The 13,660-nt window shown below is 56.0% G+C and carries 17 protein-coding genes; 11 read left to right on the top strand and 6 right to left on the bottom strand.

Going from position 1 to position 13,660, the window contains the following annotated elements:
- From HFM78_RS01410 to hisG, 5 genes are all read left to right on the top strand, one after another.
- Window positions 1–305, top strand: a 305-nt coding sequence (locus HFM78_RS01410; RefSeq protein WP_287127628.1) for a ComEA family DNA-binding protein, incomplete at its 5' end; no start/stop codon positions are given.
- Window positions 306–307: 2 nt separating this feature from the next.
- A complete protein-coding gene (modA, locus tag HFM78_RS01405; RefSeq protein WP_287127627.1) occupies window positions 308–1,039 on the top strand; it encodes a molybdate ABC transporter substrate-binding protein in 732 nt (243 codons plus the stop codon).
- On the top strand, window positions 1,036–1,683 hold the full coding sequence (gene modB, locus HFM78_RS01400) for a molybdate ABC transporter permease subunit (protein ID WP_287127626.1): 648 nt from the start codon (window positions 1,036–1,038) through the stop codon (window positions 1,681–1,683). The genes modA and modB overlap by 4 nt, the downstream gene beginning before the upstream one ends.
- Window positions 1,684–1,720: 37 nt before the next feature.
- Window positions 1,721–3,106 carry an ATP phosphoribosyltransferase regulatory subunit gene (locus tag HFM78_RS01395; protein WP_287127625.1) on the top strand — a complete coding sequence of 462 codons (1,386 nt, stop codon included), beginning with the start codon at window positions 1,721–1,723 and terminating at the stop codon, window positions 3,104–3,106.
- The gene (gene hisG / locus HFM78_RS01390; RefSeq protein WP_287127624.1) at window positions 3,103–4,044 is read left to right on the top strand and encodes an ATP phosphoribosyltransferase; all 942 of its coding nucleotides are present in this window, start codon (window positions 3,103–3,105) and stop codon (window positions 4,042–4,044) included. The genes HFM78_RS01395 and hisG overlap by 4 nt, the downstream gene beginning before the upstream one ends.
- Before the next feature lie 116 nt (window positions 4,045–4,160).
- Here the strand turns inward: hisG and HFM78_RS01385 are convergent, their stop codons facing one another.
- A complete protein-coding gene (locus HFM78_RS01385; RefSeq protein WP_287127623.1) occupies window positions 4,161–4,829 on the bottom strand; it encodes a ComF family protein in 669 nt (222 codons plus the stop codon).
- Window positions 4,830–5,032: 203 nt separating this feature from the next.
- Here HFM78_RS01385 and trxA point away from each other — a divergent pair, with 203 nt between their 5' ends.
- Complete coding sequence (gene trxA, locus HFM78_RS01380; RefSeq protein ID WP_287127622.1) at window positions 5,033–5,350, top strand: thioredoxin; 318 nt, start codon at window positions 5,033–5,035, stop codon at window positions 5,348–5,350.
- Here trxA and HFM78_RS01375 read toward each other — a convergent pair.
- The 5 genes from HFM78_RS01375 to HFM78_RS01355 all read right to left on the bottom strand — a co-directional run bounded on the left by HFM78_RS01375 (window position 5,347) and on the right by HFM78_RS01355 (window position 7,933).
- Window positions 5,347–6,123: a ChaB family protein gene (locus HFM78_RS01375; protein WP_287127621.1), complete on the bottom strand. Its 777-nt coding sequence runs from the start codon at window positions 6,121–6,123 to the stop codon at window positions 5,347–5,349. The genes trxA and HFM78_RS01375 overlap by 4 nt on opposite strands.
- Window positions 6,124–6,299: 176 nt before the next feature.
- Complete coding sequence (locus HFM78_RS01370; protein WP_287127620.1) at window positions 6,300–6,497, bottom strand: type II toxin-antitoxin system HicA family toxin; 198 nt, start codon at window positions 6,495–6,497, stop codon at window positions 6,300–6,302.
- Entirely contained in the window at window positions 6,498–6,740 is a 243-nt protein-coding gene (locus tag HFM78_RS01365; RefSeq protein WP_287127619.1) for a DUF1902 domain-containing protein, read from the bottom strand. It abuts the gene before it with no gap.
- A 96-nt stretch (window positions 6,741–6,836) separates the two neighbouring features.
- Entirely contained in the window at window positions 6,837–7,004 is a 168-nt protein-coding gene (locus HFM78_RS01360) for a DUF433 domain-containing protein (protein ID WP_287127618.1), read from the bottom strand.
- Between the two features lie 77 nt (window positions 7,005–7,081).
- A complete protein-coding gene (locus HFM78_RS01355; protein ID WP_287127617.1) occupies window positions 7,082–7,933 on the bottom strand; it encodes an SGNH/GDSL hydrolase family protein in 852 nt (283 codons plus the stop codon).
- Window positions 7,934–8,217: 284 nt separating this feature from the next.
- On the opposite strand from HFM78_RS01355, the gene HFM78_RS01350 reads away from it, so the two are divergent.
- The 5 genes from HFM78_RS01350 to HFM78_RS01330 all read left to right on the top strand — a co-directional run bounded on the left by HFM78_RS01350 (window position 8,218) and on the right by HFM78_RS01330 (window position 13,052).
- A complete protein-coding gene (locus tag HFM78_RS01350; protein WP_287127616.1) occupies window positions 8,218–8,907 on the top strand; it encodes a segregation/condensation protein A in 690 nt (229 codons plus the stop codon).
- Window positions 8,904–9,374 carry a cyclic pyranopterin monophosphate synthase MoaC gene (moaC, locus tag HFM78_RS01345; protein ID WP_287127615.1) on the top strand — a complete coding sequence of 157 codons (471 nt, stop codon included), beginning with the start codon at window positions 8,904–8,906 and terminating at the stop codon, window positions 9,372–9,374. Before HFM78_RS01350 ends, moaC begins: the two co-directional genes overlap by 4 nt.
- Window positions 9,375–9,378: 4 nt before the next feature.
- Window positions 9,379–10,776, top strand: a complete 1,398-nt coding sequence (locus HFM78_RS01340) for a B12-binding domain-containing radical SAM protein (protein ID WP_287127614.1) — start codon at window positions 9,379–9,381, stop codon at window positions 10,774–10,776.
- 183 nt (window positions 10,777–10,959) lie between these two features.
- Window positions 10,960–12,183 (top strand): sugar ABC transporter substrate-binding protein, encoded by a 1,224-nt coding sequence (locus HFM78_RS01335; protein WP_287127613.1) that lies wholly within the window; start codon window positions 10,960–10,962, stop codon window positions 12,181–12,183.
- Window positions 12,180–13,052, top strand: a complete 873-nt coding sequence (locus HFM78_RS01330) for a carbohydrate ABC transporter permease (protein WP_287127612.1) — start codon at window positions 12,180–12,182, stop codon at window positions 13,050–13,052. The genes HFM78_RS01335 and HFM78_RS01330 overlap by 4 nt, the downstream gene beginning before the upstream one ends.
- Window positions 13,053–13,660 lie beyond the last annotated feature (608 nt).

The following is a 13,660-nucleotide window of genomic DNA, read 5'->3' as shown; positions in this document are numbered from 1 at the left end:
CTCCCGGTCAACGCCCGCCTCAGCCTGAACCCGCCCGCGAGTCCAGCCCGCCCATTCCTACGCCTGCTCGCTCCGCCCCCCTCAAGCCCGATGCGCCCAAGACGGTCAAATCCAGTACGGTCGTCGTGGACCTCAACCGGGCGACTGCTACGGAACTCCAACAAGTCAAGGGCATCGGCAAGGCCACGGCGGACAAGATTATGGCTGGTCGGCCCTACACCGCACCCACAGAACTCGTGACTAAAAAAGTGATGAGCCAGAAACAATTCGATAAGTACAAGGCTCAATTCACCGTGACCCAATAAATATGATGCGCCGAGTGTTTGGCTGGCTGGTGGTCCTCGGGTTATTCGCGCCCGTGGCTCAGGCTGAAGAAATTACCGTCTCAGCGGCAGTCAGTCTCAAGGAAGCGTTTACCCAGCTTGCCCGTCAGTTTGAACAGTTGCAACCGGGGACAAAAGTGGTCCTCAATCTAGGTGCGTCTGGGGAGTTGTCCCAACAGATTGCCCGTGGTGCCCCGGTAGATGTGTTTGCCAGTGCGGGAATGAAACAGGTGCGGGACTTGGGGAGTTTAGTTATTTCCGCCCAGCCCTTTGCCCGTAACCAGTTGGTTGTGGTCGTGCTCCGTGGTCAAAAACCAATCACCAAACTCCAAGACTTGACGAAAGTAACGCGGTTAGCAATGGGTAATCCCAAAACTGTACCCGTAGGCCAGTACGCCGCCGCCGCGCTCCAACAAGCCGGAATTTATTTAACACTTGTGGCGAAGCAGAAGCTGGTCTACGGCGAGAATGTGCGGCAGGTCCTGGCTTATGTTGCGGGTGGGGATGTGGATGCCGGGTTAGTTTATCAAACTGATAGCCAGACGACGGACAAAGTGACGGTGAGTATAGTCGTGACGGGCGGGGAACCGATTATCTATCCCATCGCTGTCGTGAAGGATGCGAAACAACCTCAACTCGCTCAGGCTTTCGTGGCTTATGTGCTGAGTAAGCCGGGTCAGCGGGTGCTGCGGGACCAGGGATTCCTTGCGCCGTGACGGACCCTTGGTTCTCGTTGCAGTTGTCCCTGTTTGTGGCGGTGGTGGCGACGGGGATTGTGGCGGTAGTGGGCGGGGCGGTGGGGTACCTCTTGGCCCGTTATGAGTTTTGGGGGAAGGAATTGGTGGACGCGCTCTGTACCCTGCCCCTAATATTGCCGCCGACAGTGGTTGGGTTTTATCTGTTGGGCGGGCTGGGTAAGCGGGGCTGGGTCTATGCTTTGACAGGTTGGACTCCGCTTTTTACGGTTTGGGCGGCGGTGATTGCAGCGGTGGTAATGGCCTTGCCACTGATGGTCAAGACCACTCGTGCAGCTCTGGAGAGTGTGGACCGGACCTATGAAAACGTCGCCTACACCCTGGGTCAGTCTCGGTTTCAGACTTTTTTTAGGGTGACGCTACCCTTGGCTTGGAAGGGGATTGCTGCCGGGGTGGTCCTCAGTTTTGCCCGTGCCTTGGGGGAGTTCGGGGCGACTTTGATGCTGGCGGGGAATATTCCAGGCAAGACTCAGACTATGCCCTTGGCGATTTATCAGGCAACCCAGACCGGGGAGGAAAGCCTCGCGCTGGGATTAGCTCTTTTGTTGACCCTCACGGCTTTGGGGGGATTGTTGTTGAGTCAACAGTTGGGTCAGCGTGGATAACTCCGCGATAGGATGACGAAAGACATCGGGGACCACTGTGGATCATTTACCAGGAGCCTATTATTTACGCCAAAAGGTGAGTGGGCAGTTGGCCCAGCACTTCGAGGGCTACGGCTACCAGGGCATCGAGTTACCGATTATCGAGAATGTGGACCTGCACCTCCGCAAAACCGGACAGGGCATCCGGCGTTGGCTCTACCGTTTCCAGGACCAGACGGGGGCAGAACTCTGTCTCCGCCCGGAGATCACCGCCTCTGTCGTGCGTGCCCTCTTGCCCCAACTCGCAGACACAGCCCTACCGCTGAGGTTGCATTACCAGGGACCCGTCTTTCGTCAGAACCAGCAGCCCCACCAGACCACCCAACTCGGTGTCGAACTAATTGGCTTGACCGGAGAACTGGCGGAGGCTGAATGTATCGAGATGGCCTTCACGGGGCTACAGCGGTTGGGCTTGACTGACCTAGAACTGGTCCTCAGTCACATGGGGGTGGTCATCGGTATGGTCGAGGACTGGATTGAGGAGGAGCGGTATCGGGATTTTGTGATTGCAAGCTACAGCAACTTGGGCCAGGAACTCCCCACGGTCGGGCATCTGGCACAACGGCTAGATGAATTGGGTCTGCTCACGCCCACTGAACCCCTCCCCGAAACTCAACAACAACTGGCTCAAGTCCTTGCCGGATTGGGCCGCCACCAGAGCCAAGTTCTCCTGACCGGCTTACTCGAAATGCTCCAGATGACGACGGACCAGGGACCGACCCGCGATATGGCAGAAGTCGTCGAGCGGTTGGTGACGAAATTAGACCGCGCCACCCAACAGGCGGGAGTCCGTAAATTTATCACTGCCGCTCAGGAGCTTGCGCTGGTGAAAGGTCCCGCCCAGACCACCCTCCCGGCCCTGGCCCAATTCCTGGCGCACCACGGGCTCGTCCCCAGCTATCACCGATCGCTGACGGACTTGCTCGGTTATTTAGCCCAAACTACGCTCCCAGCACCAGTCCTAGATTTTAGTTTTGGGCGGACGCTACATTACTACAGTGGGCTGATCTTCGAGATCCGGCACCGGGGCGTGACTCTCTGCGGCGGTGGGCGTTACGATGGCTTGCTCCGTAGCCTGGGCAGCCTCACCGATTGTCCGACCGTGGGTTTCTCCTACCACCTCGAACACATCACGGACGCGCTCGCCCTCCCCCCGACATCCTGGCAGTTACCCGGTTTTGTGCAAGTGGTCCTCTGCCCCGCCACCCCCACCGATTATGGGTCAGCCGTCCAGATCGCCCATCGTCTCCGTGCCCAAGGCCGGACTGTCCTTGTCCAACCGGACCACTCCGCTCCCGACCGGATCGTCATCCAGGGCAACCAGGCTATCCTCCCGGACGGTCAAACCTTACCTATTGCCGGACTCACTACCTACTTACCATGACCCTCACCCTCGCCCTGCCCAGTAAAGGCACCCTCTACGAAAGCACCCTGGCTCTTTTTAAGAACTGTGGCCTCAGTGTGGGTAATACCAGCGAACGCAGTTATGAAGCCACAATCCCGCACCTCGCCAATACCCGCGTCTTGTACCAACGCCCCACAGAGATCCCGCTTAAAGTTGAAGAAGCCACGGTGGACTTGGGCATCACTGGCCTAGACCTCGTTGCTGAACGGGGCCATCAACTCAAAAACCTCGTCGTCCTAATTGAGAACCTGGGTTTCGGACGGGCAGAACTAGTCCTCGCGGTGCCCCAGGACTGGATTGATGTGAGCCACGTCCAAGACCTCGTAGACCTCAGCCTGCGTTGGCGCAAACAGGGCCGACCGCTCAGGATTGCCACCAAGTTCAGCCATCTCACCAGCGAATTTTTAGAGCAGCAGGGCTTGAACCATTTCCTATTGGTTCCCTCGGATGGAGCTACGGAGGTCGCGCCCAAACTCGGGGATGCCGACTTGATTGCCGATACGGTCACCACGGGCAATACCCTCCGCGCCAATGGTCTCCGCCCCATTCATCCGCCCATCTTCTCTTCTCAAGCCTGTTTAGTGGCTCATCGGGATGTGGCAACCAGTAAACTCCCCCAAGTCGCCCAACTTCTAGACCGCCTCGAAGCCTATTTACGAGCCGGGTCCTACCTCTTTTTAACTGCCCAAACGCCAGGAACTGTAGATGTTGCGCCGCTCATCCCCCTAAGCATGAGCGTCCAACACCAGGGTCATCAAGTCTCTCTCGTCGTGACTGAGCGACAGTTGTACCCCGCCATCCAGAAGTTGCGCCAGTTGGGTTGTACCGATACTGCTGTAGTCCCCGTCAAGTATTTCTTTACCGACCAAACTCCTGCCCTCGACCGACTCACCACCGCCCGGACTGGATTAAACTAAGCGGTTTCTCCGCTCCACGAGGTCCGGCAGAACTTTCCGGTAATCCTGACAGCCACCGAAGCGTTTCCCCAAATACCCATTGCTGACGCTCTGACCATTGAATTTTTGCTCAATGTCTAAGCTTTTTGGCGAAATACGGGACGGGCAACCACGACAGCCATGACCCGGACGGCCCCGGCAGCTTTGAGAGCCGCTACAGCCTCAGCCACCGTAGTCCCCGTCGTATAAATATCGTCAACTAATAGAATGCACTTCCCCTTTACAGCGATACTGGCGGCAAACGCACCTTTGAGATTCGCGGCCCGTTCCTCAGCCCCGAGACTGAATTGGGCTTGGGTCGCTCGGGTCCGGGTCAGCCACTCGGGATGGTGCCTCAGTCCTGTCCAACGGGCAAAGGTGTAACTGATTTCTTCGGCTTGGTTGTAGCCCCGGGTCTGCCAACGTTCTTGAGAGAGGGGGACTGCAACGACCTGCCAGGGGGTCTGGTCTTGACCCTGTTTTAGCCAAGCCTGGGCCATCATCTCACCCATCACCCGCCCCCAGCCGTAAGCCCCGCTGTACTTGAGTTGATGCAAAGCCCGCTCTAAAGCTCCCCGGTAGGTTCCCCATGCCCACACCTTGACGCCCCCCTGCCCGACGATCACGGCTTGGGTCCGTTGTTCCTGCACAAGACCCTGGTGACAGTTGGTGCAGACGCTCTGCTTGGCTTTGCGTCCACAGGCTAGGCAGGTGGTGGGTACCAACCAAGCAGCGGGGTTAAGTTTCTGGGCGAGGGTGGCAAACATAGGGGGGCTCGGTGCAACACCCATAGTTTCGCTGGCTTGCTCCGGTGATGCCGTGACTGTAAACAGAGGCTAGGTGTGATCTAGAACCCAGACTCCTGGCTCTCTTCCTTTGAAGCAGTTTTGGTACAGCCTCAACAAGCTGTGGGTAAGACCCCAGCACCATGGGCGGTAGCTAAAATAAGAAAGACCAGCCGGACCCCATGATGTCAGTCAAGAAGCAGTACAAATCCTTCGCTGAGATGATCGAAAGTACGGACCTGCCCATCCTGGTGGACTTCTACGCGCCCTGGTGCGGACCCTGTCAGATGATGTCACCCATCCTGCAAAACGTCGGGGTCACGCTCAAGGACCAAGTATTAGTGGTCAAGATCAACACCGACAAAAATCCCCAGGTTGCGACTGAATGGCAGATCCGCGAGTTACCCACCCTGATGATCTTCAAGGATGGTAAGCCCGTGGAGCGACTCACGGGCGTTCATCCGGCACCTGAGATCATGGACTTACTACAACCTTGGCTCTAGGCCCAGACCCCGTTGGCGTTCTCACGATAGGTCTGGCGCACGGTTTCCCAAGCTGCCATATCCGCCTTGGCATCATCCCCACCCGCTGTCAGTTCCTCGTTATAGCGGTTGATGTAGGTAGTCTGGGCTTGGGGGGAGAGGTGTTCACGGACCTGAGGAGCCAAGTCCTCGGGACCGTCAAAAGCCCCCGGCTTCTCGCGGGGTAACGTCTGGTTCATCACCATTATTTCCTCGCCGCCGCCCTCAGCCATCACCGTCTCAATCTGGGGAATTTGGGCGGTCAAGCCTTCAGCGACCACAACGAATTCACCGGCCTGCATCCGGGTCTGGTAAATACTCACTTTTTCCTCAGGCATCCCCATGGAGATAAAGACCGAGGCCAAGCCCGAGCCGAGCGAACCCGCCAAAGCTCCACTCGCCGCCCCCAACAAAGCTGCCCCCAAAGGACCCGCTGCCACCACTGGACCCACAAAGGGAATAAACAACACGCCAATGCCGGTCAACAGCGACAGCACCGAACCAAAGAAAGCTCCGTAAAGGGCACCATTGACCAGCCCGCCCCGGATTACATCGCCACGGGTCAAGAAGCCCGCCACCCGTGAATTACTCTCAAAATTGCGGCCCACAATCGAGATATCTTCGCGCGTCACCCCGATATCCAAGAGCCGCCGGACCACGGCATCCACTTCTTGCTGGGTTTTGAAAACGCCGGTTACCGCCTGTTCCACCTGTCCGGTGTAAATCTTCTTGCTGGACTCGATACTCTGCACCATGAACAGACCTCGCGGATGTACTACCATTTCCCAGTCTAGGAAAGGCACAAACCGGGGGATTCTATCCTACGACTGAGACTACTCAACTATCCGGTCGTGTAGCAATCAGAGTCATCTAACTGTTTTTTTGCCTATCCGCTGCGTAGGGATGGAATACAGAGGAGATGCTAAGCTTCTCAGAAAGCTTTACACAGTCCTGCTTGCTTCAAAACAGCATTGGCAGTGTGCCGTGATTTGATTGAGCTATCTACCACAAATCGCTGCTCTGTAATGGGACTGTACCAGATTTCATGGTCGCCTTTACCCTGCCGTTCAAAGTAGCAACCTGCCGCCACTAATAACTTCTTTAGCTGGGGAGTAAACGATCCACTCATCTAGGGAGCTACCTCAACCACTTCTTGGCGGTGACTCGTCAGTTGAAATGTGATTGAACCACTTTCAGGCGTCACAACCCGATTGAGCAAGACAAGTTCCGGTATTATGCATTGAAGCTTCTGCATTAAAGTCTCAATCGTTCCAGCTTCAGTTACTAATCCCGGCACATCTTCGCTAGTGGCGACCCAGACGGTGGCTTCTGCATCCCAAAATGCTTCGACCTTGTAGATAATCTGTGCCATCGTCAAGTTCCTGATCGAGTGGACGTTGATAGTCCTAGTCTAATAGTGAAAGGTAGCTAGACAGCGATCGCGGTCAGCAACAAAGGCAAAACAAGTTTAAAGATCAGCAAGGGCTAGGTCTGGAAAATCGTCTAACACATCAGCAATGGTCATGCCGCCGCCAAGATAATCAAAAACATCCGTGACGGTAATACGGGTGCCACAAATACTAGGTTTTCCACTGCGAATACGCGGATCAACGACGATACACTCTTGATAAATCACAGGATGAGGTTTTTGAGGTCTTTTTTAGCGTAGCACTCGTCATCAGCGGTAATGGCGTAGAGGGCACACCCTCGAACTTAAGGAGCTAGCCCATATAACTCAGCGGCATAGTCCGCTAAGAACTTATGGCCCTGGGTGGTCGGGTGGTAGGTGTCGTAAAACAGGAAGTTCGAGGCGTTGGTGGTACAGGCCACCGCCCGGTCTAGACAAGCTTGAGTGACATTGGTGAACCCGTAGGCTTGAGGATTGGTCCGCACTGCCATAAAGAAGGAATACACATCCAAGAGGTCAATCCGGGCACTCGGATAGGCCAGTTGTAGTTGTTGAATTGCGGTTTGTAACTTAGTGTTGTGTTCAATAGTGAGCGCGGATAGGGCCGGAGCTTGGGCGGTGGTGTTAGTCTCAGGAATCGCGCCTAGGTCTGGCAGGTTAGGGACCAAAAAGCCCCGCGCTCCCCGTGCCAGGAGGTCATTCAAAGTGTCCACGAGGTTTTGGACGGGAATATCGCTATCGGTTTGTCCATCCAGGTAATCATTACCCCCGGCCCAGACGATGTAGAGTGCGGTGGGCTGAACCGTGGGGTTGGTGCTGAGATAGCTACGGAGTTGGTCACGCACGCCCGGCAGACGGTCAGCGATGGAGTGGCCCGTACCCGATTCAGCCCCGCCCCAGGCATAATCTTGGTCCAAGCTCAGAGGAACTCCAAGGCCGAGGGCAAGCTTGTCAACCCAGATCGGACCATTGGAGAAGCGGCCCCGGTAGTAGAGCAAAGGCGGCGGGATCACACCCTCGGTAAACTGCTTAACCCGCCCAATATCCGACAGACTATCGCCAAACACATAGAGGTCCGTAAACGCCTGTGCCCCGGCCTGTCCCGCAAGTAAAGCACTCAAACCCAAACTAAAAACTCTGGTTACTAAACGCAGCATGAGCAATCTCCTGGGGAACAACTCGGAATATACCATGCATGTAAGAAGGCCCCTCCGCCCCATAAATGGGGGACAAAGATAGAAAAAGGCCGTGCGCGGCCCCCCATGGGTCGGCGTGAGCGTGAGGGTGGAACCTAAGGTTCCTACCCTCACAGGCTGTTGAAGGCAATGCCAACCACTATCTCCAACGCAATCCTCAAGCTCAGCCAACATCACGCCTAGCCTGAGTGGAGCAGGAGGAGTGGCTAGCTTTGGTATTATGAGGACGATTCAAGGAAGTCAGGGTGGCTCAAGACGCGCTGGGGTTAATTTTGGCGTTGGCCCAGCGGGGAGAGGTAGACCCCTGGGATGTTGATGTGGTCCAGTTGACCGACCGCTTCCTAGCCTCCTTGGGCGAACTCATCAACCAGGACCTAGCCCTAACCGGACAAGCTCTTTTTTACGCCGCCCTGTTGATTCACCTCAAGGCCGAAGCGTTAGAGTTGCGGACCTTCCCGCCGGACCCGATTGAAGAGGCCATCCTGGAGGAACCCGCCAATATTATTCCTTTCCCGATGCCCTTAGAGCAGATCATTAAGCGTCGGCTTGCCGCTCCCCAGACTTTACCCCAACGCCCCCTGACCCTGGCGGACCTCTTGGCCCACCTCAAAGAAGCCGAGAGTCTAGAAGAACAAATCCCTATTCTGTCTACGCGCCGGATTGCACCGTCCCCACGCTCTTTGGAGCAAGTCAAACAACTGGCCCACCAAGAGAACTTGGAGGACTTAATCCAGAGTGTCCGGCTGACCCTCACCCCCCATTTCAAGCAGGCGGAGGGCGTGAGTTTTACGGTTTTGGCTCAGGAGAGCGGGGACCAGCTAGGGACCTTTATTGCCTTACTTTTTTTGTGTGCCCGCGCCTTAGTTACGCTAGAGCAACCGGACTTCTACGGCGAAGTCTGGGTTACACCCGGTCCACAGTGGGGTATGGAATGAATCTCTCGCATTTGGACGCTCAAGGCGAAGCACAGATGGTGGATGTCACCGCTAAACCCAGCACCGCCCGTACTGCGACCGCCACGGGTTGTATCCAGATGAGTGCAGCGGCCTATCAAGCAGTCTTAGCGGGGAATGCTCCCAAGGGCGATGTCTTGGGCGTGGCGCGACTCGCGGCAATCATGGCGGCGAAACGGACCCCGGACTTGATCCCGCTTTGTCATCCTTTACCCTTGGGCGGGATCACCTGTACGATTACGCCGAGTCCCGATTTGCCGGGGTTTCAACTGGAAGTAACCGTCAAGACCACGGGTCAGACCGGCGTGGAGATGGAGAGTTTGACAGCAGTGAGTGTGGGCCTGTTGACCCTCTATGACATGGCGAAAGCTCTAGATAAAGGGATGCGCCTACTTGATATTCACTTAGTTGAGAAACAGGGTGGGCAGTCGGGGGATTTTAGGGTTTAAGGGTATGGTGGGTACAGTTTTGGGGCTGACCGTGGCGGATGTAGTATTGATTTATCCTTTTGTTTATCGCGAATCTCCCCGGCGTAAACTGTGGTTATTCCCGCCCCTCGGTCAGGGGCATATCACCGCCTATCTGCGCGAGAAGGGTTACAGTGTCCGGTTCTTGGACTGTACCTTCCGGGGGCTGGATTGGGCGGTGGCGGAGGCCGTCCGCGAAAATCCCCTAGTGGTTGGGGTCTATTGTATGGTGACGCTCCAGGATGATGCCCTGGCGATGGCGAAACGGCTCCGCGAGTTGTTGCCCAAAACTTTATTACTGGCGGGGGGACCAATGCCCTCGGGGAACCCCAAGGCTTTCCTCCATGATTTCGATGGGGCGATGCGGGGAGAGGGGGAGTTGCTGTGGGTGGACTTGATGGATTGTCTAGTCAATCAACGTGATTACACCCACCTAGAGGGCCTGTGTACTAAGGGTCCCGATGGGGTACTGGTGGGCAACCAGAAATCGCCCTTAATCCCGAAAGAAATCTTGACCCAACTGCCGATGCCCGCCCGCGATATCTATGACCATGCTCATTACCAGCAATATTGGCAACAGAAGTTTGGCTTCACGCAAACCCCAGTATTTACGGCGCGGGGCTGTCCCTACGGTTGTGAATACTGTGACCAACCGATTTTTGGCTATACCTACCGCGAACACAGTGTGGAGCAGGTGTTGGCGGATGTGGAACGGGCCTTGGCGGATGGTTATTCTCATATCTGGTTTGCAGATGATATTTTTATGCTCAACTGGCAGCGGGCTTTGAAGATTTGTGAGGAGATCCAGCGGCGGGGCCTGAAATTTAAGTGGGACTGTCTGGGGCGGGTGGATGTGAACCGTAAGGTGTTTGACCGGATGGCGGCGGCGGGTTGTCAGCGAATCTTCTTTGGTATCGAGTCCGGCAGTCCCCGGGTCCTCAAACAGATGGGTAAACGCTTCACCCCGGAAGTGGTCCACCAAGCCTTGCAGGATGCCAATGAGACCGGGATTCGGGCGGCGGCATTTTTTCAAGTGGGTTATCCGGGGGAGACGACGGCGGATATTTTGGCGACCTTGGACTTGATTGCGACGTTGCCCTTGGATTATCTGAGTTTCACCATCACCTATCCTTTACCGGGGACAAAGCTTTTTGACCGGGTGGTGGCGGAGGGTCGGCTCTTGCCGGAGGACCGTCAGGAATGGAAACGGGCGGGGCACAATGTCGTCACCTATCGGGCGGATCATTCTCAATTCAAATTGCGTTGGGCGATTTATGCGGGGCGAGCTAGGTTTCTGGCGGAACGGCACTTGGGTACGTTGGGCCGGGGGCTGGGTCGTCTAATTACCGCGACGACTGTACGAGCCTTGCCTTTACTGTCTTAAGGCATATCCCATTGGGGCTAATTGACCTGTACAAGGCAGCACCCGTAAGCGTTGCAGGCGATATTGTTTAGCATTGAAAGTTCCAAAACAAACTTATCCTAATGGTTTTTCCCCTCCGGCTAAAGCGTCAAGCGTAGGGCAAACAGCCCGTATTATTGTAGTCATCCGGTCAGTGGTAAAGGTATGCGGCGACGGCAAATGGTGATGGGGGGCGCGTTGGTGTTGGCAGGGTGTGCGAAGGAGCAAGCCGCCCGGCCCTTGGAGTTTTGGACAATGCAACTCAAACCAGACCACACCGCCCTACTCGAAAAGACCCTAGCCCAATTCACCCGCGAAAATCCCAGTGCTGGAGCCATTAGTTGGGTGGACGTGCCCTGGGCGGATATGGAGAGTAAAATTCTTGCCGCCACCGCCGCTGGGACCGCCCCGGATGTAGTCAACCTCAACCCCCAGTTCGCGGTCAAATTGGCCCAACGACAGGCCCTCTTACCCCTGGATGAAGCGGTCGCTCCCGAGGCCCAGGCCCGCTACTTCCCGAGTCTGTGGCAAGCCAACCGTCTGGGCGGGATCACCTTTGGCGTGCCCTGGTACGTCTCGACCCAGGTGACAATTTATAACAAAGACCTCCTCAAAAAAGCTAGCCTTACCACCGCTCCACGCACCTACCGTGACCTCCAGACCCAGGCCCAAGCCATCCGGCGCACGGGTAAATATGCCTTCTTGCCGACTTTTGATACCGCCCAAGTGCTGGAGTCCTTTGTCAAAATGGGGGCGACCCTGGTGAGTCCTGAGGGGAAGGCGAGCTTCAACAGTCCCGCCGGACGTGCTGCCGCTCAGTATTGGGTAGACCTCTACCAAGCCCAACTCATCCCCCGCGAGAGCCTGACTGAGGGCCACCGCAAAGCCGTCGAACTCTACCAAGCCGGAGAGACGGCTCTACTCCTGACGGGACCGCAGTTCCTGCAAGGCATCCAGAAGAACGCCCCGGCCTTAGCCCAAATCACGGGCGTTGCCCCCCAAATCACCGGGGTGCTCAAGAAAACCAATGCCGCCGCCATGAATTTAGTCATCCCGAAGGCGACGACTCGCCCTGAACTCGCCGTCCAACTCGCCCTTTTCATTACCAACGACACCAACCAACTCGCTCTCGCTAAGGCCGGGAACCTCCTCCCTTCCACCCGCCAAGCCGCCCAGGACTCGTTTTTCACCATGGCGGGGGATGCTGCCACCGAGGGTCGCCGGGTCAGTGCCCAACAACTCGCCACCGCCGCTGTCCTCATCCCGCCTTTTACGAACTTGGATCAGTTACAACAAATCCTCTATGAGGAATTGCAAGGGGCCATGCTCGCCAAGAAATCCACCGCCCAAGCTCTCCGCGATGCCACTACCCGCTGGGACCTGGTGTGAAACTCCTCACCCTCAAAGCCTATGGTTTTCTCGCGCCCGCCTTGGTCATCTTTGGCATCGTGACCTTTTTCCCGGTCCTCCAGGCGTTTTACCTGAGCTTCACCCGCTACGACATCCTGAATCCGCCCCAGTGGATCGGGGGGGCTAATTTCAGCAGGCTCTGGATGGACCCGCTCTTTGCGAAAGTTCTGGGGAACACCCTGCTTTATCTGGTCGGGGTCGTCCCGGTTCTAGTCACCCTGCCCCTAGTCCTCGCAGTCCTGCTCAACCGGGCGGTTCCGGGGGTGGGAGGGTTCCGGGTCCTCTACTACATCCCGGTGATTATCCCAATGGTGGTAGCAGGGGTGACTTGGAAGTGGGTCTATGGCGAGAGTGGGTTGATCAATGGCTTACTGCGGGCGGTCTTCAACCTAGAGGCGGTCCCCTGGCTAACCGGGGAGGGTTCTTTGTTTGCGGTGATGCTAGTCACGATCTGGAAAGGCCTGGGGTATTACATGGTCATCTATCTAGCCGGTCTCCAGAGCATCCCCGCCCAACTCTATGAGGCCGCTGCCCTGGATGGAGCCGTCGGCTGGCGTAAACACTGGCATATCACCGTCCCCCTGATGCGTCCCTACATCTTGTTGGTGGCGGTTCTATCGGCAATCTCGGCGATGAAGGTCTTCGAGGAGGTATATGTAATGACCCGTGGCGGTCCCATCAATAGTTCTAAAACAATCGTTTATTACCTCTACGAAAAAGCTTTCACAAACCTGGAATTGGGCTATGCCTGTGCCGTAGGGGTCATCCTCTTTATCTTGCTATTTATCTTCTCCTTGGTTAATGCCCGGTTAGGCAACCTACGAGAAGATAGTACCTTCAACTCCTGACACCCCGTTGCTCCCGTGGCAGCCTTAAAGCCTACTAGAGGAGGCTTTTTACTGATAACCTGTCCACTACTAACAAAGATTGCAACTAGCGTACCAAATTTCCCTAAGTTCCATACTCGCCAAACCTAAGGTAAATGTATCGTAGGCAAGCTTGATAAATTAGGTATCAAGCCGGGAACATCACTATTGCTAGTCAAAGATGGAGGGTTACAAAAATACCTCTGTCGTCCCAAAGAGTCTGGACAACAAGCCCGTCGAAACAGCACCTTCAAGGTAGGAATGCAGCCACAGGTTTGGATAGGAAATCAATATCTTTTGCTAGATATTGCTAGAGAAATCGTGCGTCTGGTACCCCGAGGCAGTCGGTATCTTCAACAAGCTCTCAGGGCTATAGACCACTTGGAGCAAGCATCCTAGACATCTTGTCACCCCATCAAGTGCCTATAGCAATCCGGGTTGAATTATAAAATCTCAGTAGCTCGCTAACAGCCGCCCCTCCGCCCCGTACTCTGACGGGCACAGGTAAACGGGGGACCAAGGCAGAAAAGAACTTATTCTTGCTCCCCTACCCTGCTCGCCTGTGCCCGACAGGGTACGGGGGAGGGGTT

This window comes from Candidatus Cyanaurora vandensis, assembly GCF_013285555.1.
GTDB lineage: Bacteria > Cyanobacteriota > Cyanobacteriia > Gloeobacterales > Anthocerotibacteraceae > Cyanaurora > Cyanaurora vandensis.
Note: the sequence above shows the minus strand (reverse complement) of the source record. Positions and strands in the feature narration are given on the sequence as shown.

Bases quoted from the DNA above. Each gene is read 5' to 3' on its own strand.
- HFM78_RS01340 (WP_287127614.1), top strand. From the start codon at position 9,379: ATGGTGGGTACAGTTTTGGGGCTGACCGTGGCGGATGTAGTATTGATT.
- HFM78_RS01385 (WP_287127623.1), bottom strand. From the start codon at position 4,829: ATGTTTGCCACCCTCGCCCAGAAACTTAACCCCGCTGCTTGGTTGGTA.
- HFM78_RS01365 (WP_287127619.1), bottom strand. From the start codon at position 6,740: ATGGCACAGATTATCTACAAGGTCGAAGCATTTTGGGATGCAGAAGCC.
- hisG (WP_287127624.1), top strand. From the start codon at position 3,103: ATGACCCTCACCCTCGCCCTGCCCAGTAAAGGCACCCTCTACGAAAGC.
- HFM78_RS01355 (WP_287127617.1), bottom strand. From the start codon at position 7,933: ATGCTGCGTTTAGTAACCAGAGTTTTTAGTTTGGGTTTGAGTGCTTTA.
- HFM78_RS01375 (WP_287127621.1), bottom strand. From the start codon at position 6,123: ATGGTGCAGAGTATCGAGTCCAGCAAGAAGATTTACACCGGACAGGTG.
- HFM78_RS01370 (WP_287127620.1), bottom strand. From the start codon at position 6,497: ATGAGTGGATCGTTTACTCCCCAGCTAAAGAAGTTATTAGTGGCGGCA.
- trxA (WP_287127622.1), top strand. From the start codon at position 5,033: ATGTCAGTCAAGAAGCAGTACAAATCCTTCGCTGAGATGATCGAAAGT.
- modA (WP_287127627.1), top strand. From the start codon at position 308: ATGATGCGCCGAGTGTTTGGCTGGCTGGTGGTCCTCGGGTTATTCGCG.
- HFM78_RS01335 (WP_287127613.1), top strand. From the start codon at position 10,960: ATGCGGCGACGGCAAATGGTGATGGGGGGCGCGTTGGTGTTGGCAGGG.
- moaC (WP_287127615.1), top strand. From the start codon at position 8,904: ATGAATCTCTCGCATTTGGACGCTCAAGGCGAAGCACAGATGGTGGAT.